The following is a 25415-nucleotide window of genomic DNA, read 5'->3' as shown; positions in this document are numbered from 1 at the left end:
TACCTATTTTATTTCTTTTGTACATGGTTACTGTCCTTACGTGTAGGTTGAATAGTTACGACAATTTCATCGTCATTACCGCTGACAACTTGTTTTTTTGATGTGCTTACCGGTTGCTTTTCTTGTATATCCTTTTTTTTCGGTGTCAACGGCTTCGTATACGGATCTTGTACCGCCGTATTTACCGTCACCGCTTCCCGCCCCGATCCGGCTGTCGCTGCCGCCGGCACAGGAACACGCCCGGAAGAAAAAGACGGCTTCTGTCCCTCCTGCGGTACTGCAGGCAGACCCGCGCCACGTACAGCCGCCGTGGCGACAGCCGGAACCGGAGCCGGTGCAAGCACAGCGACGTTCGCTACAGGTTCCGTTCCGTTCGTCGAAATATCCGGAACCGACGGTTGTACAGGAGTTGTTACCGGAGCCGTAGACATAGTGTCGGTCTGTACGGCGGCCTTCTTCGGCGTCACCGGAACTTGCAGCGGCGCAACCGGCAACGGCACCGGCAAAATAGCGTCTGTATTAATACTTCCCGCCACTAAATCCGCGCTTTGCATGCGATCGATAATCCCGTCACGCTTTATGCCCATCGTTTCCACTGTCCGGACAGTTTGTACATACATAACCGTTCCCGTCGGAATCACCGCTTCATTGCCGTGCACAAATAACCCGCCTACCAAACCGATAGGCCCCAACACCAAGGCTCCGGCGGCGGAAGCGCCGGCCGCACCGACGGCATGTTTATATTCTTCCGTATTGCGATCCGCTTCTTTAACATTAATCAATGTCCCGTCGATTGCCCGGAGCTGATGAAACTGTAAGGTAATCTTTCCGTCTACGCCGAACCGTTTCGCTTTTCTCACTTTAGTTACCGTGCCGTCCAGGGTCATTCCTTCCGGAATCACTTCCATATCGCCGATTTTTATAGGTTGCAACACGGCAAAACGCACTATATCGCCGGTTTGTGCCGTGCGCGAATCCAGCGCATCCAACAGTTTAACAGGAATCACGGTTCCCGCCGGTAAAGGAATGCCTTGTGCCACATACCGTTTATTTCCCAGCAACAACCGCCGCAGTACGGCAACTCGTGTAGTCAGCGGACCCGAACCGGCATGTCCCAAAATCCCTTCTTCCAAATTTTCCACCCGTACCGTCAGCGGTTCATCCGTAATAACCCGAGCATATTTCCCTTGTAAAAGGTTAACAGTGGATAATAAAGAAAGATAGTCTCCGGCGTTTCCATATACATCTTTATACATTGCATCGATTTCTTCCTGTAAGCCGGCATGCCCCCGACCTGTACCGTTGAGCACACTGTCCAAAGCGGCTGCCCGCGCTTGCAGCGCTCCCGTTTGCGGCGTTCCGTATACGGTAGTTTCTACTCGTTCCGTTTTTTCCAAGATCGTGTAATCCGCTCCCTGTACAGCCATGACACCGCATATAGACAAGACGGTCATCATGGCGGCTATTTTTTTTGCCACATATCCAATTCCTCCTATACTACCCGTTCCCTATGTTTTCCACATAAAATTAATAGTTTTCTTTATTATATAAAACACCTATTTAAAAAGCAATAAAGAAGGTGCCGGTCATAGTATTGTATTGTAAGTGATTATTATTTTTATTTAAAATTTATTTATATTTACTCTTGTTTTTATCAAAATAGTCTGTTATAATATCAATATAACAAGTAAAGAATATTTGTTAGTATAAATTAATGGTTATGACCATTACATATCATGGTGTAGAGTATAGGAGGTAACTACTATGAAAAAATTTGTATGCGGTATTTGCGGTTTTGTATTTGAAGGTAACAGTGCTCCCGAAAAGTGTCCGCAATGCGGCGCACCCCAAAATAAATTTACCGAATTGTCCGCCGGTAAAAAAGAATATGCCGATGAACATCGTGTAGGTATTGCCAACGGCGTAGATGAAAAAATCATCGAAGGACTTCGCCTGAATTTTACCGGTGAATGTTCTGAAGTCGGCATGTATTTGGCAATGAGCCGTGTGGCAGATCGTCAAGGGTTCCCGGAAGTAGCGGAAGCATACAAACGCATTGCCTTTGAAGAAGCGGAACATGCCGCTAAATTTGCAGAATTGCTCGGTGAAGTAGTAACCGATGACACGAAGAAAAATTTGGAAATGCGTGCCGCCGCCGAACAAGGCGCCTGCGAAGGCAAAAAAGAATTGGCAACCTTGGCTAAACAACTCAATTTAGATGCTATTCACGATACAGTCCATGAAATGGCAAAGGACGAAGCTCGTCACGGTCGTGTATTTGACGGTTTATTGTCCCGTTACTTCGCGTAAAAGTAACGTTCACGCCACTCTCATGCATAAGATCTCTACGAAAGAGCCTTGTATTTCCCTTATACAAGGCTCTTTTTTTTATTGCTTTTGTTTCCCGGCAACCGCCGTGCCGTTCTTTTCTTCCGCCGTTCGCCATTTTTCTTTAAACGCCCTTATTTCTCCTTCTCTTTCTCGATGGAACCGAATTACGGCATTGCCGGGACGATTGATATAAAGTAAGGTATCCGCTTCCTGCGGCACAATAAAATAAAGTAAGTCCAACGTATGGTCAATATATAATTTGCCGTTTTTCACCTGTCCTGTAGCACTCGGTTGGGTATCGGTTTGCCAACTTCTATTTTTACCAATTCCTTGCCAATGTTGATCCTGCATAGAAACAGTATATGCCCTTCCTTTTTTCTCAATCGTTGCCAAATAAATCACATTCGCCTTAGGTTCATAATAACCGACCCACTTTCCCGCATAAGGGTCCGCAGTGGCACAAGCACTTACTATCAACATAATGACGATACCGGCCAACGTCAAAACAATACCTTTATATCCTTTCATCTTTCACCCTCCTCTTGTATTTTATTGTACCATACTAATTACGCAATTCGTCGCATATCTCCCTACGACCGCTTGAACGGTACAAGAAGATGCGACCTGCCTACTTACTATAACGTAAAAAACGCACTGCATATGCAGTGCGTTTTTATCTGTCATAGTATTACTATGCTTAAGCTTGTGCGTCAAACCCCTGTTGGAAACGTACGTACGTTTCACGACGAGCTTTAGCATCCGCTTCTGTTTTAGCATACAAGCCGGCAGCTTCTTCAGGGAATGCTTTCTGCAAGGACGCATATCTGACTTCGCCTTGGAGGAATTCCTGGAATTTGCTGTAATCCGGGGTCTTGGAATCCAAATGGAACGGATTCTTTCCTTGTGCTTTGAGATCCGGATTATACCGGAAAAGATCCCAATAACCGCATTCAACAGCCAATTTTTCTTCCAACTGGCTCTTGCCCATACCTTTACGGATACCGTGGTTAATGCAAGGTGCATAGCAAATGAGCAAGGAAGGACCATGATAAGCTTCCGCTTCTGTAAAGGCTTTCATCAACTGATTCTTATCTGCACCCATAGCAACCTGTGCTACATACACATACCCATAAGAAATAGCCATCATGCCCAAATCTTTTTTCTTCGTCCGTTTACCGGAAGCGGCGAACTGCGCAATAGCCGCTGTCGGAGTAGCCTTGGAAGACTGTCCGCCGGTATTGGAATAAACTTCCGTATCAAGAACCAAAACATTCACATCATAGTCGGAAGCCAATACGTGGTCAACACCGCCGTAACCGATATCGTAGGACCAACCGTCACCGCCGATAATCCATTGCGAACGTTTAACAAAGAATTTCTTCTTACCCAAGAATTCTTCCAATACAGGCTTACCTTCCGCTTCCGCTTCCAATAAAGCGGTCAATTTATCCGCACGTTCACGGGAACCTTCGCCTTCGTCCACATTGGCGGCCCAATCACTTAAAGCAGCCTGCAATTCGGCAGAAGCTACCGCTTTTGCTTCGTCCACACGAGCCACTAAATCATGACGAACTTTATGAACCCCCATAAACATACCGAAACCGTATTCCGCAGCATCTTCGAACAAGCTGTTTGCCCAAGCCGGACCATGGCCTTTTTCATTCATCGTATACGGAGAAACAGGTGCCGATGCGCCCCAAATGGAAGAACAGCCGGTAGCATTCGCAATCATCATGCGATCCCCGAAGAGCTGTGTCAACAACTTGGCATACGGCGTTTCACCGCAACCGGCACAAGCGCCGGAGAATTCAAGTAACGGCGTTTCAAACTGCGAACCGATAACCGTAGTTTTCTTTTGCGGATTTTCTTTCGGCGTTACTTTTTCCGTTGCATAGTACCAAAGCTCCATTTTAGCCCGTTCCGTATCCACATTCGGAACCATCGTCAACGCATCTACCGGGCAGACATCCACACAGGAGCCGCATTCCAGACAGTCGTCCTGGTCAACGACAATAGCTACATCATATTGCTTACCGGCGCGAGCTTTCGGCGCTACTTTATATCCGGCCGGAGCGGCAGCCGTTTCTTCTTTTGTAGTTAAAGAAGGACGAATGGTAGCGTGCGGGCAAACAAAGGAACACTGCATACAACCGATACATTTTTCCGCATCCCAAGAAGGTACATGCAATGCCGGTGCGGCTTTTTCATATTTAGACGTACCGGAAGGCATCGTGCCGTCTTCACGACCTTCAAATGCCGAAACCGGAAGATCGTCGCCGATTTGTCCCAACATAGGAGCTGCAATGTTCTTGAAGTATGCAGTCGTCGGACGACCTTCTACTACTTCATCCGTTGCATCGGCCCAAGATTCCGGATAATGAACTTCATGGAATTCACCGATCCCCGCATCAACGGCAGCCCAGTTCATATCCACGACTTTCTGCCCTTTTTTGCCGTAACTCTTAACGATCGAGTCTTTTAAGTATTTAACGGCATCTTCCAAAGGAATAACTTTTGCCAACGCAAAGAATGCGGCCTGCATAACCATGTTGATCCGTGTACCCAAGCCTAATTTCTGTCCGATGGCATCCCCGTTTAACGTGTAGAATTTGACATGATTACGGGCAATATCACGTTTTAATTTTGCCGGCAATTCATGATCCAATTCTTCATCCGTCCACGTGCAATTCAGCATAAATGTACCGCCTTCTTTAATTCCGCGAAGGAGGTCGAAGCGATTTGCATAGGACTGACGATGACAGGCGATATAATCCGCCGCATCAATCAAATACGGCATATCAATCGGTTTCGTCCCGAACCGCAAGTGAGACATCGTAACACCGCCGGATTTTTTGGAGTCATATGCAAAGTACGCCTGTGCATACATATCCGTATGGTCACCGATAATTTTAATAGCCGATTTGTTGGCGCCTACAGTACCGTCGGAACCGAAGCCCCAGAACTTACAGGAAGTAAGACCTGTCGTATCGAACTTAATTTTCGGAGCGCGCGGCAGGCTGAGGTTGGTAACATCGTCGACAATGCTCAACGTAAAGCCGTTCAGCGGATGTTCTTTCTTCAATTCTTCAAATACGCTGTACATATCTTCCGGCAAAACGTCTTTGGAACCCATGCCGGCACGACCGCCGATAACCTGAATATCCAATTTTTCTTCCGTAACGAAGCCGACAATATCCAAATACAACGGTTCGCCCAAAGAACCCGGTTCTTTAGTACGATCGATGACAGCGATTTTCTTAACGGTCTTCGGTAATACATTTAACAAATGTTTATTAGAGAACGGACGATACAAGTGTACGTTAACAGCACCTACTTTTTCGCCTTTCTTTACCAAATATTCCACCGTTTTCTTCGCTACGTCCGACAACGAGCCCATAGAAACGATGACATATTCCGCATCCGGTGCTCCTACATAATTGAACGGTTTGTAGTCGCGGCCGGTAAGTTCGGAAATTTTATCCATGTAATCGGCAACAATGTCCGGCATAGCATCATAAAATTTATTATTGGCTTCCGTATGTTGGAAATAAATATCCGGGTTTTCCGCCGTACCGCGAATTTCCGGATTATCCGGATTCAAGCCGCGTTCACGGAATCTCTTAATCGCATCCCAATCAACCAATTTACGGAAATTATCAAAATCCATAACTTCCACTTTTTGGATTTCGTGTGAAGTACGGAATCCGTCGAAGAAGTTAATAAACGGCAAGGAGCCTTTCAATGCCGCTAAGTGAGCGATACCGCCGATATCCATAACTTCCTGAACATTGGATTCGGCCAAAAGACAGCAGCCGCTGGCACGAGCCGACATAACGTCCTGATGGTCGCCGAAAATGTTCAAGGCGTGGTTTGCCAACGCACGAGCGGCAACGTGGAAGACGCCGGGAAGAAGTTCGCCGGCAACTTTGTACATCGTCGGAATCATGAGCAGGAAGCCCTGAGATGCCGTATAGGTGGAGGTCAACGCACCGGCTTGCAACGAGCCGTGGAATGTACCTGCAGCACCTGCTTCGGACTGCATTTCAACAACTTTCGCCGTATGACCGAAAATGTTTTTCATACCTGCTGCGGCCCAATCATCCACATGTTCCGCCATAGGCGAAGACGGCGTGATAGGATAGATAGCGGCAACTTCGGTAAACGCATAGGAGACCCATGCAGCTGCTTCGTTACCATCCATGGTTTTAAATTTGCTCATAGATAAAACACGCTCCTTAATTAAAATATAATAAAATAAATATAGGTAGAACCCATATTAAAAATAAAGCCATAAAGTATTTTCTCAACTATATTCAGTCATGAAGAAGGAATCCCGAACAACCGTCCGCGATTTACAGTCTCTACTCCATCTCACTATACGCAAAAGGAAATTTGCATATAAAAAACACAGATAATATTCAAAAAAGGTATTGCTATTATGGCAAATGTGTAATACTATATACTATAGCATTACCATAGCACATGGCAAGTATCCTTTTGTTCGAACTAAACATAGTCGAACTACTTTGTAACTTTCTTACAAAATAATTATATTCCTTAATAGGGGTAAATTCAATAGAAAGTCCTTGCTATTTTAGTCATTACTCTGTGCTATTTTGTAAACGTATACCGTTCGGGTATCTATTTATGCAGGAGGTGTTACTATGGATTTCCATCATCTGAAATACTTTGTCGAAGTCGCCGACAAAAAATCATTCAGTAAAGCAGCCCGTACCCTTCATATTTCACAATCCGCCATCAGTCGCACGATCAAAGCCCTGGAAGAAGAGCTGGGCGTCGTTCTTTTCATGCGAAACGCGAAAGCGGTGGAATTAACAGATGCAGGAACAATTTTCCTTTCTCATGCCAAACGGGTAGTTTTCATGTTCGAACATTTGAAAACCGATTTTGAAAACGAATTCAAATTGGAACAAGGTACCGTTTTGATCGGCTTACCGCCTATTACAGGAGCCCCGATTTTCGCCAATCTCTTAGGCGCTTTCAAGCAGGAATATCCTCAAATTGAGTTGGATCTCTACGAACACGGTTCGAAAAAAGTCGAAGTCAGTGTCCAAGAAGGATTAATCGACTTGGGCATTGTCTGCACCCAACCGAAAGAAAAAGAATTCGAATCGTTTTTTCTTACCCAAGATCCGATGAATGTCATTATTCATCGCGACAATCCCTTAAGCAAAGAAAAGCACATTTCTTTAAAACAATTGGCAAATGAATCGCTGGTTCTCTATCGGGACGACTTTAATTTGCATGATGAAATCATTCAGCAATGCAAAAAAATAGGCTTCCAGCCTAAAATTGTTTTTGAAACCAGTCAACGTGATTTAATGATCCAAACCGTAGTGGCAAATTTAGGCGTAGCCTTATTACCCAGCCGTCTCTGCCCGACACGGGAAACCAATCCGCGTACAACGGAATCCGTAGTCGTCCGTCCTCTTACGGATCCGGAAATCATGCATGTCGTATATGTCATTTGGAAACGCGGCCATTATTTATCTCATGCGGCACAATTATGGTTGGATTTTGTCCGTAATAAATCCCGCGTTATTTCTAATTTATAAACCGCGCCGTACTACACTGACATCGCCCGTATACGTCGCTTGTTGAAGTGCACGCATACGGGCGATATATCTTTCGCAAACTTCCTCTCACCGAATCTCTCAAAAAAGCCGTTTAAACGGCTTTTTTATTTTTTCAATATCTTTTCCCGAATGTCCCCTAACCGGCGTGTTATATATGGCAAATTTCAAATTTATTCCCTATTCATTTTAACATTGATACTCTTTTTCGTTTGTTTTATATTTCACAAGCGCCCTTTCTTAGGAAACTTAAATAAAATTTCCGCTCCCCCATCCGCTTTCTTCCGCAGTCCCTCTTATTTACCGTTAAAAAATGAAAAAACAAGGTGCCGTACCTAATACGACACCCCTTTACCCAACGTTCTATAATTCGCTTACATCTAAATACGCAAACCCTTTCAGTAACGATTTTATAATTTTCCCCATTTCCCGGCAGCCGCCGACTTTTCGACTTTCCAAATTCAACGGCATCTGCGGATCATGTAAAGACATTCGTAATAAAGCCCATCCATGGTCAAACAGCAGTCGTACCCCTTCATAAGAAGGTTCAGCCGCATGAATCCCGATTTCTTCCGCCCGCTGTTTCAATACGGCCAATACCAATTTACCGTACCCCGGGGCATCATCCGTTTCCCTGATAGCTAAGCGATATTCACAACTTTCCAACGGTTCTTTCAAGGCGGCAATATAGTGCGCCGAATCCTTGCCCGCTTCTTTGGCCGCTGTAACGGCGACAATCAATTTGACAGCTAAATACGCGCCGTCATCCAAATAATAATTTTCTTTTAAAGCTCCGTGCCCCGAGGTCTCTATAGCCAAGGGAGATACCGTTCCCGCATCATTTAGGCGAATGCATTCATTAATGACATTTTTATACCCCCGCCTATACCGATGATGTACCAAATGCAGCGTGTCTTCCAAAAAGGCGGTCAATTCGTCAGATGTAACAGAATCTGTTACAATAGTACTGCCCGCATATTGCGGTGCCAAAATTGCGGCCATCATGGCAATTAACTTATTTCGATTAATGGGTTCCCCGTCATGTAATACGGCACTCATGCGATCCACATCGGTATCAAAAATCAGTCCCAAATCCGCATGACTGTCCCGAACCGCCTGTTGAATAGCGGCCATAGCTGCTTTCGCTTCCGGATTGGGCACATGATTCGGAAACATGCCGTCCGGTTCCAAGAAACGGCTTCCTTCTATATCGGCGCCTAAAGGTGCCAATACTTGTTCGGCAAAAAATCCTCCCGCGCCGTTCCCGGCATCCACGACAATATGCATATGTTGCAAAGGCCGGTCGGCTTCGGAACACCCCAGTCCGGTCGCTATTTTTTTACGTAAATACGCGGCATATGCGGGCATCAAAGCCAGCGGGTAAACCCGGCTGTCGGTCTTTTTTTCTATGCGCTCCGACCGGGCGGCGGCCCGCAAAATTTCTTTAATCTCTTCTTTTTCCAATCCGCCTTGTCGCGTAAAAAATTTCAACCCGTTGCGATTATAAGGTAAATGACTGGCCGTAATCATAATAGCGCCATCCATTTTCATATCTTCAAAAACCGTACTCATAAACATAGCCGGCGTCGAAGCCAGGCCGCACAAAAACACGGTCGCATCCTGTGCGCACAATCCTTGTACTACGGCTTTTTCCAAAACATTTGCCGATATACGGGAATCATGTCCGACAGCAATGCGCAACGATTTTTTTTCTTCGCAACGGTGCGACCGCAAAAAACGAACAAACGCGGCGCCTATTTTTTCTACCGCTGCCGGCGTTAAGGTAACTTCTTCCGAAGGTACGCCCGCCACGGCAACCCCGCGAATATCACTGCCGTTTTGTAATTTTAAAAATTCATATGTATAACTCATGTTCGCCTCCTATATACGCTATACTATCTATAGTACTGGAAATTATCCGAAAACACAAGAAAGGACCGGTCTTCATGAAACAATATAAACTCATTGCTTGCGATATGGATGAAACCCTTCTGAATACGGATGCCTCTATTTGCCAACGCAATATTACCGCCATTAAAGAAGCGACTGCCCGCGGCGTCTATTTTGTTCCCTGTACGGGACGGGGCTTTCGTTCTATCGAAAAAATATTGAAAATCTTGGATTTATATAACTGTGCCGACCAATATGTCATCTCTTTCAACGGCTCCTGTATTACGGAAAATCGAAACTGTCGCTCTCTATATTGGCGGCCGCTTCCCTTCGCGCTCGCCGATACACTGTATCAATTCGCCATAAAATATAATTTATGTCAACACATTTATACGCGTGAACATGTATACTTGCGCGGACTTACGCCGGACGAAAAAGCGTTTCTCCACGGTCGCATGTCGTACATAATCACCGACGCCGCCGACTTAGCCTTTCTTCGGCACCATGAAGAAATTGCCAAACTGATTATTACCCATACCGATCCGCATGTACTCCAACATATTTACGAAGAAATGAAGCCTCTCTTACACGGCATAGATATTACTTTTTCCAGTAATCGCTACTTGGAATTTTTGCCGGCACATGAAAATAAAGGAACCGGCTTATTGCGTCTGGCGACGCTCTTGGGAATTGATGCCGCGCAGACCCTGGCTATAGGAGATAATATTAATGACATAGAAATGTTGCAAGCGGCGGGACTCGGAATCGGCGTACATAATCTGAATCCGAAAATCCGCCCTTATTGCAAGGTTATTACGGACGCCGACAATAACGAAGGCGCCGTAGGAGAAGCAATAGAACGATTTATTCTCTCCCGCTGAACAAAGAGTGTGCCCTTTGCCGACACAAAAGGCACACTCTTTGTTAGTATACGACGCGTATCTTTCCGCCGCTATTGCTGAAAATTTTTTCTATAATCTTTAGGCAAGGCGCCGGTTACTTTTTTAAAAGCGACAGAGAATTTACTGCTGTTTTCATATCCCACCTGATTGGCAATAGCCAAAATACTCGCATCCGTAGTTTCCAATAATCGCTTGGCTATAGCAATGCGAAAATCTTTAATATATTGTCCGATAGTACTGCCATACACACTTTTAAAACAACGTTTCAAAGTAGTCGGGGCAATGCCGTATTTTTTTGCCAAATCATCAATAGTTACATGCTGCTGCATATTCTCCGTCAAACTGTTATGTACCGCTTTCACAATATCCACCTGACTTTTGGTCAAATAAATTCGTTTCTCTTCAAACTCCGTATCCAACGTTCCCAAAAACAACAGTACTTCCAATACTTTCAAGCGGGAATAGCGAAGGTGAATCGACTCGGGCACATGATACAATTCGTAAAATAAATGTTCCATATTCGGGGTCGCTTCCATAATCATTCCAAAAGCGGCATTCTTACAAAACCGGTTACACAACGCCCCCAAATCAAACTGCGGCTCTCCCAATAATTGTCGAATACAAGGTTCCGCCTGCGGTACGGAAATCTTCATGGACAGCCCGCGATAAAAAGCGGAAGGAAAAAAGGCGGTATGACAATATTCATGGTGGTCTCGCCAACTGATGGACATATCTCCATGTCCCATATACAAGTATTCGCCATTATTAAATTGGCATTCCACCCGTCCTTCTTCGCAATGATTAATAGCAAACACATGCGGCACCGGCGGTGCACAAAAAGAAAAGCACTCAATATGCGCATCTATATAAAGAATATCCACCCCCGGAAATATGGGGCAACGAGTCAAAATAACTTTTCCTTCTTCATTTTCAAAAGAAACAACAGTACGCTCTTTCGTTTCTTCAATCAAGCGCATGTCATTCATGCCCTTCATGGTTTCCTTATGTTTCCTGCCTTCTTTATAAGACCTTTTGATTCCGTCTTTTTTTGCCGCCATGTATTACTCTCCGTCCTGCTCGCGCGGAGAACCGGGGAACGTATACACTTGTGTAGGCGCCTTTCCCCGCTTTCCGAATTCCCCCCACAAGAAATGCGCTTTATGCGGTGTAATTTCAATAACATGCAACATAACCGCCATTTTATCCAACCGTTCTTTGGCTATCCCCCGGGCCGCCGCAATCCCGTCGTATTCCGCATCACCGGGTTCAATAAAGCGAACCGTACCGTCCAATTGCAACCCGGCAATTGTTTTAAACCCTGTAAACGGATCAAAAATAGACATACTGACATGGCGATTGCGATATAAATAGGCGAATTTTCTGCCGCCTTCACTGAAAATATATAGTTTTCCCTGATGATAAATATATTCAATCGGCGTGGAATGTACCGCTTCTCCCCATCCGGTTGCCAAGGCTCCCGTATTATGGTGATGCAAAAAGTCTTCTATCGCTTTTAACACCTCCGGATCATTCGTATGTTTTGTCCGAACAGCCCGTGCCAATCCTTCTCCCGCCACAATAGCATCTTGATCCAATACCTTACGATCCACAAAAGCGGTAAACGAAAATTCTCCCAAATCAGGAATATTCATCATTTTTTCCGGGGTTTCGCCTACCAAAACCAACCCCAGCCATTGCGGATGTTTTTCCGGTAACGTCAACAATCCCGGATTCGCCAAATCGCTTTCTTCTATTACCAAAACCAGTCTTGCATACGGTGTCATAGCAATATTCGAGCCAATTTTCACATAGCGCCCCATGCAAACAATACTACTCATCATGCAAGCTACACGCTGTGCGTGTTCTCCTTCATACATAAATAGTGTATTAGCCATATTACTCCCTCTTTTCCCATAGATTCTTACTACTACTGTAGTTTTATTATGAATACATCGATATGAATTGTCAATAAAAAAAAGCAAGGACGCAGCGTGAAGCCTGCCGATGCTCGCCCCGTCCCGGACCTGTTTCGTTCACCGGTTATACGCCCCGTGCCGTCGGCGGCCAAATATATTTATGCAACTGCAACTGCAGTCGCCAATTCATCAATCGGTACGCTTCCATATACGCCACAATTTCTTTCGGCTCTATAGCCGCAAATACGGCGCTGATGTATATGGGGCAGGAAGGGTTAAAATACGCGCATATTTTTCGGGCCTGTTCTAAATCCGCGTGTGTGCCGACGACAAATTTCAACACATCTTGCGGTCGTAAAAGTTGAAAATTTTCTTCTTTCATAGCCGTTGTCATGCCTGAAGAAATACTTTTATAATCCACCGTAAACCAAACATGAGAATAAGATAAATAAGGTCTGATAGAAACACTGCCATTTGTTTCTATATTCACATCCCTGTCCTGTAATCGTTGCAACAACAGATGAACATCCTGTAACAACGGTTCGCCGCCGGTAAGCGTAATATTCCTGTACCGAAGCTGCGACAGGATCTCCTCGACCGCCATCGGAGTTCCCTCGGTAAAAGCATAGGTTGTATCACAATACGAGCACCGTAAATTACATCCGCATAACCGAATAAAAGAGGCGAGCTCACCGGCTCGCCGACCTTCTCCGTCAATACTGTTGAATAGTTCATTCACATACAACTTATTTTTCATAAACGGCTACATTTCCCTCACTTTCCCGCACTTCCGCTTTTACACAATGAGGAACCGTGTCGCAAATCCATTTGGCTATATTTTCTGCCGTCGGATTAAACGAAAAAATCTCATTTAAATCTTGATGATCCATCTTGGCATGTACCAATTCTTTAATCTGCTTAAAATCAATGACCATGCCGTTTTTATCCAAGGTTTCCGCTTGGCAGGTGACATAAATAATCCAATTGTGTCCATGCAAATGCGTACATTTACTTTCATAGTCCAACTGTAAATGGTGCGCAGCTGAAATTTCCAGTCGTTTTCGTACAGTATACATAAAACGGGGCCTCCTTATACCGCTGCGGCCGTTTCCAAGGCAATGCGAATCATATCATTGAAAGAAAGTTGTCGTTCTTCCGCCGTACAAGCTTCCTTGGTAAGCAAATGATCACTGACCGTAAACAACCCTAATGCCGAAACGCCATATTTCGCCGCCGCCACATATAAACCCGCCGTTTCCATTTCTACTGCCATAATTCCATATTGTGTCAATTTTTCATTATTTATTTCTTCATCATAAAACCGATCAACGGAAATAACATTTCCCACTCGTACGGGAATATGTTCCTGCACCGCTTTTTCATAAGCCGTCCGCAAGACCTCGAAATCGGCCAAGGGAGCGAATTGAATGGAAGGTCCGAAAATATTTTGAATAATACTCGAATCCGTCGTCGCGCCCTGTGCAATAATCACTTCACGCAAATGAATATCACTCCGCATGGCGCCGCAAGTCCCTACCCGAATAAGTGTTTTTGCCCCATAGTCCCGAATTAATTCATGGACATAAATAGAAATGGAAGGAATCCCCATACCCGTTCCCTGTACAGAAATCTTTTTTCCTTTATAGGTGCCCGTATACCCGAACATATTGCGTACTTTTGTATAGCACTTCGCGTCTTTCAAAAATGTTTTCGCAATATACTCGGCACGCAGAGGATCGCCCGGCAATAATACGGTTTCCGCAATTTCTCCCGCAGAAGCCGCTATATGTAAACTCATAATGATACCTCCTTTTAAAAAAACAGCGGACTTGCGAAAGCAAGTCCGCTTCGTATGTATTATACCATACTTTTACCGTACCCCCAAATACGTCTTCGTTTTATGACACCGTCATTCTGCGCTTAACCGCACCGGCAATACCGGCCGCAGCCAGACATTTTACAATATCCAGCGGAATAAACGGCAATACGCCGATAGCAACGACATGTATCCAAGGCATATGAGTTACCGCCTGCAATTGTACCGCTCCCATAATATAAATCACGGGAATTCCTATGCCGATGCTGACCGCTCCATACCGCTTAAAATGATACTGCTTCCCTTTAAAATACGAAATTAAAACCGCCGCCACTAAAAATCCCCATATATATCCGCCGGTAGGACCGAACATTTTACCGAAACCGGCAGTTCCGCCGGTAAATACCGGTATCCCGATAAGCCCCAACAAAATATATACCGCCATAACCGTACCGGCTTTTTTAGTCGGTAATAAAAAGCCGACCAGATTCACTACCAACGTTTGTAATGCCAACGGCGACTCTGTAAACGGTAAGGGAATGATAATATAAGCGGAAATACAATTCAACGCCACTAACAAAGCCATCCCGGTTAATGATCGCGTACGCACTGAATCTTGCACGAATTTTCTCCTCCTCTGTCATTACTGTTTGCAGTATAACAAAATGGGAGCGCTTTGTCAACTCCAATCAACATAAACGGTTTACATAAAAGCTTTTTCCCGTTTTTTTCCGCCGGTACCGCCTACACGACGCCGGGAAAAGCCCGCACAAATTGAATACGCAAATCGGGAAAGACCTCTACGTATTGAATTGTAAAATCTTGTCCATATTCCACATATTGCCATTCTCCCACGTGCTGCGGAAAGCTGCGCACCCGTTGTACTCGCAAATCGGGAAAAGACCCCACTACTTTTACCCGCAAATCCCCATGATACGGAACCACCTTTACTTTTCCCGCTAAATAAATACCGCGACAATAGCCGTCGGGCGTAACCGCACCGACAGCTAAAATATAGGACGGTATACCGATCAATAAAACAAGCAGCATCCATAATTTTTTCCACATAATCCGCTTCCCCTTTACGTAAAAAAAAGCGGAAAGACCGAGATGAAACACTGCACCATATTCCGTCCCGCTCTTTCCGCATTCATTTATTCTTCTTCAATTTCTTCAAATTCTTCGTAAGTTTCTTCTTCTACGTGTTTAGGTTTCAAAGGCTGCATACCGCGTTTACCGTTAACATGATTTTTCCATACCACCCATAAAGACGTGTCCACACAAATAGACGAATACGCCCCGCTAATAAACCCGATAAGCATGACAAGGGAAAAGTTTTTAGTCGATTCCCCGCCAAAAAAGTGCAAAGCGCCGCAAGCGAACAATACGGTCGCCAAGGTATAAAAACTGCGGTGAATGTTCTGCACAATGCTGTCATGTGCAAGTTTTTCATACGAATCCGTTCGCCGATGAGTACGCGTATTTTCCCGCACCCGATCAAAAATAACCACCGCTTCATTCATAGAATACCCGATGACCGTTAAAATAGCGGCTAAAAATGATGCGTCAATTTCTAAGTGGAAAAAGGAAAACACACCCAGCACCATGATTAAATCATGTAAAATAGAAATAATCGCCGATACGGCTATCTTATATTCAAAACGAAACGAAATATATGCGGCCAAAACAATAAATGCGACGGCCAAATTCAAAATCGCATTTTTAGTAACTTCCGAACCGATAACCGCACCGACAGATTCCGTCCGTTTTACTTCCGCGCCGCCCAATTTATCATTCAGTTCTTGGGCCACCGTTTTGCTTTCTTCCGTCGTCAAATTGCGCATACGCAACATCACTTCTTTCGAAGCGCTTTGATCCGTCACGCCGGAAAGCTGAATAACGGTGTTTCCCAATTTTATAGAAGAGTGATCAACTACGGTTCGCACTTGTGCCACAGTTACCTCTTGTTTAAACTGCATATCCAAAATAGTACCGCCCGTATAATCAATCCCGAAATTAAAGCCATGCACAAAAATAGAAATTAAACTTAAAAGGACTAAAATGGCTGAAAGCGAGAACCACCATTTTCTGTGCTTCACTATATCAAAACTCATTTTCGTCCCCCCTTTTTCAAGTGTTCCGGTACAGGCCGATTCAAACCGTACCATCTCGGATTGCTTACCAGTCCCGTATTAATAAACCAGGTCAATAAAGAACGACTGATCACAATCGCCGTAAACATGCTGACAATAATCCCCAATGCCAAGTTGACGGCAAATCCTTTAACCGTTCCCGAGCCCATAACCATTAATACAATCGCCGCAATCATAACGGAAACATTGGCATCCAAAATAGTACTGAACGCACGCTTAAATCCCGCTTCCATAGAAGAACGCAAACTTTTACCGATCAACACTTCTTCTTTAAATCGTTCAAATATTAAAATATTCGCATCCACCGCAAATCCCATAGATAAAATAATCCCCGCAATGCCGGGCAGGGTCAACGTCGCATCCAAATATTTCAACAGTCCCAATAAGATGACAACATACACCAACAAGGCCAAGTTCGCCACAATACCGGCAATACGATAGACCGCAATAAGGAATATCATAATTAAAATAATACCGATGGTAAAGGCTTTTTCACTCTTCATTTTTGAATCTTGTCCTAAACTGGGACCGATAGTTCGTACTTCCATGACTTTCAATTTTACCGGCAACGCCCCGGAACGCAATAAAACGGCCAAATTTTTAGCTTCTTCCAAGGTTTTACTGCCCGTAATAACCGCTTTGCCGCCGGTAATCGGTTCATTAACGACAGGATTGGTCAACACCTTACCGTCCAGTAATATAGCAATATGATGTCCCACATTGGCTCCGGTCAAATCGGCAAATTTTTTGGCCCCTTCATCCGTAAATTCAATGGCTACCACATTTTTATGGCCATTATCAATTTCTTCTTTAGCCGTTTTTAAATCTTTACCGGTCAAATGCGTATCGCCGTTTTCATCTTTAAATTCCATAACCGCCGTTTTCCCAATCGTTTCAATCGCCTTTTCAGGATTTTTTTCTCCCGGCAATTCCACAATAATACGTTTCGCACCTTCTTGCTGTACCAACGGTTCGGTCAAGCCCATTTCATTAATACGACGTTCAATAATCGACACGGCTCGTTTTAACGAATCTTCCGTTACCGGTGCTCCCGGCGAATCTTCCGCTTCCAACACAATATGTGTACCGCCCTGCAAATCCAACCCCTGTTTAATTGAATCCGGGAATGGTTTGACCACTGCAAACGGCAATACCGTACCTTGTCGCATGGATTTTGCCGGCGGAAAAACAAGTGTAAAAAATGCCGCCAAAATAATCACGACCGCCACAAAAAACTTAATTATATTACGAGTTTGCAATACATTTCCCCCCTCCGGGTTATTTTATTTTTCTGCCTGCCAATAACGACGGGGCGTCAATACGGCATCCATTCGCCGGTCCCAGCCGGAAACAGGCACTTGCGCCATGATTTGGCAATCCCATGCGACACCGATACGTACCGCTTCCGGATACGAACGCAAAAACCGATCATAGTAACCGCCGCCACGTCCCAATCTTCGACCGTGTCGATCAAACGCCAATCCCGGCACAATAATAAGATCGGGAGTTTTCGTCACGGCCGGTATTTCGTCCGCTACCGTTCGAATCCCATAGAGTCCCTTTACCGTCCGCTGCAAGGAAAACAACGGCACGGCTTCCATAAAACCGCCCTGCCTACAACGGGGAACCCATACTTCTTTGCCGTCATGTCGCGCCTGCACCGCCAACCTGTCCAGTTGCACTTCTCCGGAGCAGGCTAAAAAAATCATGAGCCGCTGTGCCTTATGATACGCAGAAAGGCGACATAACCGTTGACAAATCGTTTGACTGTCTACAGCTTGCCTCTCCTGCCCCATATTAGCCAAGCGGCTTTTCATAACCGTTCTGATAAAATTTTTGTAAGTCGCTTTCACCTTATTACGATCCCACTACTTGACTGACAGCACTGCGAGAAATTTTAATTTCCACTTTTTCAGCAATGCGAATTTCCACAACATCTTCCTTAGTAGCGGTAACAACGCCATAAATACCGCCGGCAGTAATAATTTTTGCACCTACTTTCAGGCTGTTCATCATTTCTTGTCGACGTCGTTGTTGCTTTTTCTGCGGTCGCCATAACAAAAAGTAAAAAATGACGATCATAATAATAAGCGGCCAAAATTGTTGTGCCTGGTTCAACATATTCATAATACGGTTTTCACCTCCTATATTTCTCAATGCGTATATAAAAGATTCGGGAATATGCTGCAAGACCTGCCATCGCTACTATACTGTACCCGTATTATTGACGCGATTGATAACACGAATGTAACCACTCTTTGACTATCCGCACATTCCTCATTATATAATACGCTTTTTCACTATGCAAAATCAACCGTATCCGGCCGTTTTTATTCGTTCTCTTCCCGCATTCGCTACCGGTCCCGATACACACGCCGAAATTGCCGGCAAAATTCTCGGAAAGTTCCGTCTACAATAGATTGACGCAAATCTCTCATAAAATGCAATAAAAAATGTAAATTATGAATGCTCACCAGCCGATAGGCCAATAATTCTTCTGCTTTAAAAAGATGCCGAATATACGCGCGCGTATAATTTTGACAGGTATAACAATCACAATTTTCTTCTATAGGTACAAAGTCCGCCGCATATTTCGCATTACGTACGGTTAGTCTTCCCGTTTTCGTCATAGCCATACCGTTTCGCGCCACTCTCGTAGGATATACACAGTCAAACATATCGACGCCGCGAGCCACTCCTTCCAGCAAGCAGTCGGGCGTTCCAACACCCATTAAATATCTGGCTTTATGTTTCGGCAGCAATGGCACGGTATATTCCAAAATATCATACATCAACGACTTTTCTTCTCCCACGCTCAACCCGCCAATACCGTACCCGTCAAAATCCATAGCCACCAACTCCGCACAACTGCGAGCCCGCAAATCTTTATACATCCCTCCCTGTACAATGCCGAAAAGACCTTGTGTAGGACTGTGATGATGTTGTAAACAACGTTGTGCCCAACGAGAAGTTCGCGCAGTAGACTGCGAAGTATAATCATAGTCGGAAGGATAGGGAATACATTCATCAAAAGCCATAGCAATGTCGGAATTTAATGCCATTTGCACATCCATCGATACTTCCGGAGAAAGAAATTTCCGCGATCCGTCCAAATGAGACCGAAAAGTTACTCCATCTTCTGTAATTTTTCGCATTTGTCCAAGACTGAATACTTGAAAACCGCCGCTGTCTGTTAAAATCGGTTGTTGCCAATGCATAAATGCATGTAAACCGCCGGCCTGTCGAATCAATTCTTCCCCGGGACGTAAAAATAAATGATACGTATTGCTCAAAATAATTTGCGCCCCCATGGCGTATAATTCTTCCGGCGTCAGCGTCTTTACCGTCGCCTGTGTTCCTACAGGCATAAACATAGGTGTTTTAAATGTACCGTGCGGCGTATGAAGCAACCCGGCTCTGGCCCCGTCACATTCCGCCTGTAATTCATATCGAATGACCAATGTCGCGCCTCCTTATCGAATAAACATAGCATCGCCGAAACTGAAAAAACGATATCCTTCCGCAACCGCAATCCGATAGGCCTGTAAAATCTTTTCCCGCTTCGACATAGCGCTAATTAACATCAGCAATGTCGATTCGGGTAAATGAAAATTAGTCACCAATGCATCGGCGATACGATAGGTATAACCCGGATAAATAAAAATATCGGTCCATCCGCTGCCAGCCTGTACGACACCTTCTTTTCCGGCACTTTCCAACGTGCGAATCGAAGTGGTCCCTACTGCAACCACCCGACGGCCCTCCGCTTTTGCCCGATTGACGGCCGCCGCCGCTGCCGGCGTAACACTGTAAAACTCACTATGCATTTCATGGTCTTCCACATTTTCTTCCTCAACGGGACGAAACGTTCCCAACCCTACATGCAAAGTGACAAACACCGTTTCCACACCTTTAGCGCGTATTTTTTCCATTAAATTTCGGGTAAAATGCAAGCCTGCCGTCGGTGCCGCCGCCGATCCCCGTTCTCGTGCGTATACGGTCTGATATTCATCGGGATTCTTCATTTTTTCATGAATATAAGGCGGCAACGGCATTTCTCCGATTTGATCCAAAATTTCATCAAACACCCCGTCGTAATGAAATTGCACAATACGACCGCCGAAATCGGTTCTTTCTTTTACCGTCGCGCATAAACGGGAAGAAAATTCTATTGTCGTTCCGGGCAATGCTTTTTTTCCGGGTTTAACCAGCACTTCCCAACAATCCTCCCCTACCGGGGTAAGCAGCAACACTTCCACTTTACCGCCCGTTTCCTTTTTTTTTCCATGTAATCGTGCCGGAATAACGCGAGAATCATTAAAAACCAAGACATCCCCTTTATGCAGCTCCGCCGCTAAATCATAAAAATATCGATGCGCTACGGCACCGGTTATTTTATCATATACCATTAACCGCGCATGATCTCGCGGTTCTGCCGGATGTTGTGCAATTAATTCCTTCGGTAATTCATAAGAAAAATCACTAAGTTTCAAAATAGACCTCTTTCTAATACAACTGTTCAATCCGTGTACCTGTATAATAATGGGATAATATTTGACGATAATAATTTTTTATCCCCTTATTGGACAAAGCCATTTGATATGCGCCATACTGACTCATTCCCAAGCCATGTCCCCAACCGAACCCGTAGACCACAAAAGGCACGCCCTTGGTGACAGAAAACAACGTTTCCCGTTGTACGCTGCTGCGATCCGGATCCGGTAACAGCCCTTGTCCGTCATACACATCAAATAAAGTACTTTTTAAAGACAAAAGAGACTGAAACGCATTGCCGCTTAGCGTAACTTTTCCTTCCGTGCCGATAATCACTAAGGAACGTACTCTGCCGGATATACCGCGATCAGAAACACTCATAGGACGACGTTGTAACGGAGATAACAATATGCCGGTTACGTCGCCCACATTCCTTCCCGTTGCTTTTAATACTGCAGCCAAGCGCTCCGGCGTAAGCGAAAGTTGCCACCGATATGCCGGCATCGCTTCACTGAAATCCGGAACCCCGCGTAAATATCCGTAAGCTTTGCCCCAAACATTCTCACTGTTTTCCGTCCAACCGCCGGCGGTAGAACAAAACAGTGCATCAATTACTTTATTTCCATAAAACAGCACTTCCCCGTTCGTTTCATCTACCGCCCGCAATACGGACGGGGATTCTCCGTTTACGCCGCCATACATTTGACTGCGGGTGTCATCCGTCACGTCAAACCCGCGAGTTCCATACGAATTTTTATGCGTAATCGCATAAGTCCGTGCCGCCACTGCTTGCGCCTTTAATGCCTCCAAATTCCAGGAAGGCGACATTTCTTTACCTACTACGCCATATAAATAATATTCCAAAGGTACTACATTGACCAACGTCATGCCTTCCCGACCGGGCGTTTTTATACATTCCAGCATGCCGCGATAAGTATAACCGTCTGTAATTCGTACCGTTCCCTGATATCGTGCAGGCTGAAACGAAACGGGTCCTTCCAAGCTGCTGCCGTCTATAGAAAACATATTATCAACATACGAAATCGTTACGGGCATATGAGGCGCCACCGTTTTCCACAAATTTCCCTTAGAAAAAATCTCCAAGCCGCCCGCACTTACCAGCGAAATCGCATTCCGTCCTTCGCGAATGCCCACCCGAATAGGAATGCCGGGACCGGATGCAGCCGCGCTCAATACCCCGACACACCCCAAGAAAAATACGATACCGATACTAATTTTGTGTATTACTTGCATATATCCCCCTATTCTGCAGTTTCTATACGCCCGTTGTTCTACACGTGATGAGACACCTCTTGCGGCAGGGGTAATCCCAAATGTCGATAGGCGGCCTCGGTCACCACGCGACCGCGCGGCGTACGATGTAAAAATCCCTGCTGCATCAAAAACGGCTCATATACATCTTCCACCGCATCTACCGATTCACTGATAGCCGCAGCAATCGTATCCAAACCGACAGGGCCGCCGGCAAATTTTTCAATAATAATTTCCAACACCTTGCGATCCGTTCTGTCCAAACCGCAAGAATCCACTTCCAAACGTGTCAACGCGGAAGCCGCCATTGTTTCATGAATAAACGTTTCTCCCGCCATTTGCGCAAAATCACGCACCCGTTTCAATAAACGATTCGCAATTCGCGGTGTCCCTCGTGAACGTCGCGCTATTTCCATGGCGCCGGAAACATCAATAGCAATATTTAAAATAGTAGCCGTACGCTGAATAATCAACACCAACTCTTCCGGTTTATAAAATTCCAAACGACAAATGACTCCGAACCGATCCCGCAAAGGCGGGGCCAACCTTCCGACTTGTGTAGTTGCGCCGACTAACGTAAACGGCGGCAAATCAATCCGTACAGAACGGGCACTCGGGCCTTTTCCGATTACAATGTCCAAGGCATAATCTTCCATAGCCGCATACAGCACTTCTTCCACGCTGTGCGACAAACGATGAATTTCATCAATAAACAACACATCCCGCTCTTGCAAGTTCGTTAAAAGCGCCGCCAAGTCACCGGGACGTTCAATTGCCGGACCGGAAGTAATGCGCAAACTCACATTCATTTCATTGGCAACAATTCCCGCCAAAGTCGTTTTTCCCAATCCCGGCGGACCGTATAACAATACATGATCCAAGGCTTCTTGCCGCAACTTTGCCGCCCCTATGAACACTTCCAAATTTTGCTTTGCCTGTTGCTGTCCTATATACTCTTTTAAATAGTGAGGGCGCAAACTATATTGCCACGAGTCACTGGGTAAATCATGATTTTCCACAAGCCGCGTTTCCTCCATATTCACCGCCCCCTACCCAGCACTTGCAATGCGCGACGAATTTTTTCTTCCACACTCAGGTCCTTACCGGGTATCGATGCAACTGCCGTTTGCGCTTCACTTTCACTATACCCCAAACCGCGCAACGCTTCTACCGCCTCATCCGTATGAGATCCTGTAACTATATCCGCCCCGTTCTCCGCACCATCGGGGATACATCCCTGCAATGAACCGACTTTATCATGCAATTCAAAAAGAATTCGATCGCCGACTTTTTTCCCGATTCCCGGCATACGAGTCAGCGTCTTTAAATCCTTACGCTGTACAGCTGCGCAAAATTCCTCCGGTGTTACGGCACTTAAAATCCCCAGCGCCACCTTCGGGCCCACACCGCTCACGCCGATTAATAACATAAATACATCATATTCCTCTTGGGTACCGAACCCATATAAAAGGATCGCATCTTCCCGTACATGCATATAGGTAAACAGCGTCGTTTCCCGCTCCGGTACAAGTGCCGCCAACGTAGCGGCCGGCGCATATATACGATACCCGACACCATGTACATCAATAAAACAATACTCATGAAAAATTCGGGTTACAGGCCCGCGTATATAGCCGATCATAATTGAACCTTCCTTTTTAACCGCTGCGAATGCTGCGAATAAACCGCATAAATAGCCATCGCCAGTCCGTCCGCAGCGTCATCGGGCTTAATCTTCTCCCGAATCCCTAAAATCCGCATTGTCATATCCGTCACCTGTTCTTTCGTCGCTCTACCGTAGCCCGTAACCCCTTGTTTTACCTGTAAAGGAGTAAATTCCAAAATAGGAATACCCGCCTGTTCCGCAGTCAATAAAATAATCCCTCTGGCTTGGCCCACAGTAATAGCCGTAGTAACATTACGATTAAAAAAAAGCTGTTCCACGCCGACTACATCCGGTTGATACGTCGCATATAATTCCTTGAGCCCTTTAAACAACATGACTAACCGTTGTGCATCCGTATCTTCAGGGGAGGTCCGAATCGTCCCGTACGTAACCGGATGTAACCGGCTCCCCTGCGCATCGACTACGCCAAAACCGCAAATAGCCGTACCGGGATCAATGCCTAATGCGCGCATCCTTCATTCCTCCCTCTTTCTGCAATACAGCTTTATTTTTTTATTATATCACAGCAATCCGACATAAAAACAGCCGGTTCGCAGTACGAATAAAAAAAGTGTGCTTCCCGCACACTCTTTTATTCGTACATGCTTATTCAGCTGTAGTGTTGTTGACAACCTGTTTACCTTTGTAAAAACCGCAAGTCGGGCATACGTGATGCGGTCTTACGGGTTCATGACACTGCGGGCATTCTACATATCCCGGTACACTCAATTTCCAATTCGCACGACGCATTTTCTGACGTGTTTGTGATAAACGATTTTTTGGTACTGCCATACTTTGCACCTCCTTACATCACGGTACGTTTAGTGCTTTGACCTTAACAACTCCTCCAAGACAGCCAGTCTCGGATCGATCGTGTCGGTAGGACAACTACAGTGTTCTTCGTTCAAATTCGCCCCACATGCGGGACATAAACCGGCACATGTCGAACGGCATAAAACCTGCATAGGTTCGCTCAGGATCAAAGTTTCTCTAATAGTCTCCGTCAAATCGATGTATTCCCCGTCATACGGCAATACATCGTCCGGAAGCTCTGCTTCTGTACCATAGATTTCAGACAGTGTTGCTTCTCGCTTCACCGACACCGGCAACAAACAACGACTGCAAGTATATGTCCCCCGGGTCCGTATAATGCCCTGAACAACAATATGCAGGCCATCAAACCAATACGTTCCCTCTACATGAACTCGTTCATCATGCCAGGGAAAAGCGGTGACATCTCCCAATCCGGCAGCCGGTTCTTCAAAGTGAAAAGAAAAGGATATGCCTTTTTCTTTGCATGCTCTTTCGACTTGTAGTTTCATTATTCTACCTCGACTATACTATTATATATACCACACTACCCTTTGTCAATAATTTTATG

26 protein-coding genes are annotated in these 25415 nt (G+C 45.3%); 3 read left to right on the top strand and 23 right to left on the bottom strand.

What is annotated here, in order from left to right:
• Window positions 1-8: 8 nt before the first annotated feature.
• A complete protein-coding gene (locus tag HMPREF1039_RS00235; protein ID WP_007390369.1) occupies window positions 9-1478 on the bottom strand; it encodes a hypothetical protein in 1470 nt (489 codons plus the stop codon).
• A 286-nt stretch (window positions 1479-1764) separates the two neighbouring features.
• On the opposite strand from HMPREF1039_RS00235, the gene HMPREF1039_RS00230 reads away from it, so the two are divergent.
• Window positions 1765-2310: an NADH peroxidase gene (locus HMPREF1039_RS00230; protein WP_007390382.1), complete on the top strand. Its 546-nt coding sequence runs from the start codon at window positions 1765-1767 to the stop codon at window positions 2308-2310.
• A 78-nt stretch (window positions 2311-2388) separates the two neighbouring features.
• On the opposite strand, the gene HMPREF1039_RS00225 is transcribed toward HMPREF1039_RS00230, so the two are convergent.
• Window positions 2389-2859 carry a hypothetical protein gene (locus HMPREF1039_RS00225; protein ID WP_007390401.1) on the bottom strand — a complete coding sequence of 157 codons (471 nt, stop codon included), beginning with the start codon at window positions 2857-2859 and terminating at the stop codon, window positions 2389-2391.
• A gap of 169 nt (window positions 2860-3028) precedes the next feature.
• Complete coding sequence (nifJ, locus tag HMPREF1039_RS00220) at window positions 3029-6550, bottom strand: pyruvate:ferredoxin (flavodoxin) oxidoreductase (RefSeq protein ID WP_007390346.1); 3522 nt, start codon at window positions 6548-6550, stop codon at window positions 3029-3031.
• 445 nt (window positions 6551-6995) lie between these two features.
• Here nifJ and HMPREF1039_RS00215 point away from each other — a divergent pair, with 445 nt between their 5' ends.
• Window positions 6996-7907, top strand: coding sequence for a LysR family transcriptional regulator (locus HMPREF1039_RS00215; RefSeq protein ID WP_007390357.1), 912 nt, complete (start codon window positions 6996-6998; stop codon window positions 7905-7907).
• 381 nt (window positions 7908-8288) lie between these two features.
• Here the strand turns inward: HMPREF1039_RS00215 and HMPREF1039_RS00210 are convergent, their stop codons facing one another.
• A complete protein-coding gene (locus HMPREF1039_RS00210; protein ID WP_007390412.1) occupies window positions 8289-9797 on the bottom strand; it encodes a phosphohexomutase domain-containing protein in 1509 nt (502 codons plus the stop codon).
• Window positions 9798-9871: 74 nt separating this feature from the next.
• Here HMPREF1039_RS00210 and HMPREF1039_RS00205 point away from each other — a divergent pair, with 74 nt between their 5' ends.
• A complete protein-coding gene (locus tag HMPREF1039_RS00205) occupies window positions 9872-10696 on the top strand; it encodes a Cof-type HAD-IIB family hydrolase (protein WP_007390407.1) in 825 nt (274 codons plus the stop codon).
• Window positions 10697-10767: 71 nt separating this feature from the next.
• Here the strand turns inward: HMPREF1039_RS00205 and HMPREF1039_RS00200 are convergent, their stop codons facing one another.
• From HMPREF1039_RS00200 to HMPREF1039_RS00115, 19 genes are all read right to left on the bottom strand, one after another.
• The gene (locus HMPREF1039_RS00200) at window positions 10768-11775 is read right to left on the bottom strand and encodes a helix-turn-helix domain-containing protein (RefSeq protein ID WP_007390356.1); all 1008 of its coding nucleotides are present in this window, start codon (window positions 11773-11775) and stop codon (window positions 10768-10770) included.
• 3 nt (window positions 11776-11778) lie between these two features.
• Window positions 11779-12612 (bottom strand): pyridoxamine 5'-phosphate oxidase family protein, encoded by an 834-nt coding sequence (locus HMPREF1039_RS00195; protein WP_007390395.1) that lies wholly within the window; start codon window positions 12610-12612, stop codon window positions 11779-11781.
• Window positions 12613-12757: 145 nt separating this feature from the next.
• Window positions 12758-13390: a radical SAM protein gene (locus HMPREF1039_RS00190; RefSeq protein WP_007390384.1), complete on the bottom strand. Its 633-nt coding sequence runs from the start codon at window positions 13388-13390 to the stop codon at window positions 12758-12760.
• Window positions 13380-13709: a 6-carboxytetrahydropterin synthase QueD gene (gene queD / locus HMPREF1039_RS00185; RefSeq protein WP_007390337.1), complete on the bottom strand. Its 330-nt coding sequence runs from the start codon at window positions 13707-13709 to the stop codon at window positions 13380-13382. Before queD ends, HMPREF1039_RS00190 begins: the two co-directional genes overlap by 11 nt.
• Window positions 13710-13723: 14 nt before the next feature.
• On the bottom strand, window positions 13724-14431 hold the full coding sequence (gene deoD / locus HMPREF1039_RS00180; protein WP_007390347.1) for a purine-nucleoside phosphorylase: 708 nt from the start codon (window positions 14429-14431) through the stop codon (window positions 13724-13726).
• Between the two features lie 100 nt (window positions 14432-14531).
• Window positions 14532-15071, bottom strand: a complete 540-nt coding sequence (locus HMPREF1039_RS00175) for a biotin transporter BioY (RefSeq protein ID WP_007390397.1) — start codon at window positions 15069-15071, stop codon at window positions 14532-14534.
• 122 nt (window positions 15072-15193) lie between these two features.
• Complete coding sequence (locus tag HMPREF1039_RS00170; protein WP_232217155.1) at window positions 15194-15517, bottom strand: hypothetical protein; 324 nt, start codon at window positions 15515-15517, stop codon at window positions 15194-15196.
• An 86-nt stretch (window positions 15518-15603) separates the two neighbouring features.
• Complete coding sequence (gene secF / locus HMPREF1039_RS00165; RefSeq protein WP_007390344.1) at window positions 15604-16563, bottom strand: protein translocase subunit SecF; 960 nt, start codon at window positions 16561-16563, stop codon at window positions 15604-15606.
• Window positions 16560-17861 (bottom strand): protein translocase subunit SecD, encoded by a 1302-nt coding sequence (secD, locus tag HMPREF1039_RS00160; RefSeq protein WP_007390340.1) that lies wholly within the window; start codon window positions 17859-17861, stop codon window positions 16560-16562. The genes secF and secD overlap by 4 nt, the downstream gene beginning before the upstream one ends.
• 24 nt (window positions 17862-17885) lie before the next feature.
• The gene (locus HMPREF1039_RS00155) at window positions 17886-18455 is read right to left on the bottom strand and encodes a 5-formyltetrahydrofolate cyclo-ligase (protein WP_007390334.1); all 570 of its coding nucleotides are present in this window, start codon (window positions 18453-18455) and stop codon (window positions 17886-17888) included.
• Between the two features lie 4 nt (window positions 18456-18459).
• A complete protein-coding gene (gene yajC, locus HMPREF1039_RS00150; protein ID WP_007390350.1) occupies window positions 18460-18729 on the bottom strand; it encodes a preprotein translocase subunit YajC in 270 nt (89 codons plus the stop codon).
• Between the two features lie 227 nt (window positions 18730-18956).
• The gene (gene tgt / locus HMPREF1039_RS00145; protein ID WP_007390408.1) at window positions 18957-20063 is read right to left on the bottom strand and encodes a tRNA guanosine(34) transglycosylase Tgt; all 1107 of its coding nucleotides are present in this window, start codon (window positions 20061-20063) and stop codon (window positions 18957-18959) included.
• 12 nt (window positions 20064-20075) lie between these two features.
• Window positions 20076-21095: a tRNA preQ1(34) S-adenosylmethionine ribosyltransferase-isomerase QueA gene (gene queA / locus HMPREF1039_RS00140; protein ID WP_007390374.1), complete on the bottom strand. Its 1020-nt coding sequence runs from the start codon at window positions 21093-21095 to the stop codon at window positions 20076-20078.
• Between the two features lie 13 nt (window positions 21096-21108).
• Entirely contained in the window at window positions 21109-22350 is a 1242-nt protein-coding gene (locus tag HMPREF1039_RS00135; RefSeq protein WP_007390383.1) for a SpoIID/LytB domain-containing protein, read from the bottom strand.
• 38 nt (window positions 22351-22388) lie between these two features.
• A complete protein-coding gene (ruvB, locus tag HMPREF1039_RS00130) occupies window positions 22389-23405 on the bottom strand; it encodes a Holliday junction branch migration DNA helicase RuvB (protein WP_007390387.1) in 1017 nt (338 codons plus the stop codon).
• A 2-nt stretch (window positions 23406-23407) separates the two neighbouring features.
• Window positions 23408-24010: a Holliday junction branch migration protein RuvA gene (gene ruvA, locus HMPREF1039_RS00125; RefSeq protein ID WP_007390352.1), complete on the bottom strand. Its 603-nt coding sequence runs from the start codon at window positions 24008-24010 to the stop codon at window positions 23408-23410.
• Entirely contained in the window at window positions 24007-24507 is a 501-nt protein-coding gene (gene ruvC / locus HMPREF1039_RS00120) for a crossover junction endodeoxyribonuclease RuvC (protein ID WP_007390381.1), read from the bottom strand. Before ruvC ends, ruvA begins: the two co-directional genes overlap by 4 nt.
• Before the next feature lie 133 nt (window positions 24508-24640).
• Complete coding sequence (rpmF, locus tag HMPREF1039_RS07695) at window positions 24641-24826, bottom strand: 50S ribosomal protein L32 (RefSeq protein WP_007390367.1); 186 nt, start codon at window positions 24824-24826, stop codon at window positions 24641-24643.
• 29 nt (window positions 24827-24855) lie between these two features.
• On the bottom strand, window positions 24856-25356 hold the full coding sequence (locus HMPREF1039_RS00115) for a YceD family protein (protein ID WP_039891550.1): 501 nt from the start codon (window positions 25354-25356) through the stop codon (window positions 24856-24858).
• Window positions 25357-25415: the final 59 nt, after the last annotated feature.

It is taken from the genome of Megasphaera lornae, assembly GCF_000214495.1.
GTDB classification, from domain to species: Bacteria; Bacillota; Negativicutes; order Veillonellales; family Megasphaeraceae; genus Megasphaera; species Megasphaera lornae.
This window is presented reverse-complemented; position numbering and strand designations above follow the sequence as displayed.

Coding starts and splice junctions, on each gene's coding strand:
- HMPREF1039_RS00230 (WP_007390382.1), top strand. CDS start 1,765: ATGAAAAAATTTGTATGCGGTATTTGCGGTTTTGTATTTGAAGGTAAC.
- HMPREF1039_RS00225 (WP_007390401.1), bottom strand. CDS start 2,859: ATGAAAGGATATAAAGGTATTGTTTTGACGTTGGCCGGTATCGTCATT.
- nifJ (WP_007390346.1), bottom strand. CDS start 6,550: ATGAGCAAATTTAAAACCATGGATGGTAACGAAGCAGCTGCATGGGTC.
- HMPREF1039_RS00215 (WP_007390357.1), top strand. CDS start 6,996: ATGGATTTCCATCATCTGAAATACTTTGTCGAAGTCGCCGACAAAAAA.
- HMPREF1039_RS00210 (WP_007390412.1), bottom strand. CDS start 9,797: ATGAGTTATACATATGAATTTTTAAAATTACAAAACGGCAGTGATATT.
- HMPREF1039_RS00205 (WP_007390407.1), top strand. CDS start 9,872: ATGAAACAATATAAACTCATTGCTTGCGATATGGATGAAACCCTTCTG.
- HMPREF1039_RS00200 (WP_007390356.1), bottom strand. CDS start 11,775: ATGGCGGCAAAAAAAGACGGAATCAAAAGGTCTTATAAAGAAGGCAGG.
- HMPREF1039_RS00195 (WP_007390395.1), bottom strand. CDS start 12,612: ATGGCTAATACACTATTTATGTATGAAGGAGAACACGCACAGCGTGTA.
- HMPREF1039_RS00190 (WP_007390384.1), bottom strand. CDS start 13,390: ATGAAAAATAAGTTGTATGTGAATGAACTATTCAACAGTATTGACGGA.
- queD (WP_007390337.1), bottom strand. CDS start 13,709: ATGTATACTGTACGAAAACGACTGGAAATTTCAGCTGCGCACCATTTA.
- deoD (WP_007390347.1), bottom strand. CDS start 14,431: ATGAGTTTACATATAGCGGCTTCTGCGGGAGAAATTGCGGAAACCGTA.
- HMPREF1039_RS00170 (WP_232217155.1), bottom strand. CDS start 15,517: ATGTGGAAAAAATTATGGATGCTGCTTGTTTTATTGATCGGTATACCG.
- secF (WP_007390344.1), bottom strand. CDS start 16,563: ATGAGTTTTGATATAGTGAAGCACAGAAAATGGTGGTTCTCGCTTTCA.
- yajC (WP_007390350.1), bottom strand. CDS start 18,729: ATGAATATGTTGAACCAGGCACAACAATTTTGGCCGCTTATTATTATG.
- HMPREF1039_RS00135 (WP_007390383.1), bottom strand. CDS start 22,350: ATGCAAGTAATACACAAAATTAGTATCGGTATCGTATTTTTCTTGGGG.
- ruvB (WP_007390387.1), bottom strand. CDS start 23,405: ATGGAGGAAACGCGGCTTGTGGAAAATCATGATTTACCCAGTGACTCG.
- ruvA (WP_007390352.1), bottom strand. CDS start 24,010: ATGATCGGCTATATACGCGGGCCTGTAACCCGAATTTTTCATGAGTAT.
- ruvC (WP_007390381.1), bottom strand. CDS start 24,507: ATGCGCGCATTAGGCATTGATCCCGGTACGGCTATTTGCGGTTTTGGC.
- rpmF (WP_007390367.1), bottom strand. CDS start 24,826: ATGGCAGTACCAAAAAATCGTTTATCACAAACACGTCAGAAAATGCGT.
- HMPREF1039_RS00115 (WP_039891550.1), bottom strand. CDS start 25,356: ATGAAACTACAAGTCGAAAGAGCATGCAAAGAAAAAGGCATATCCTTT.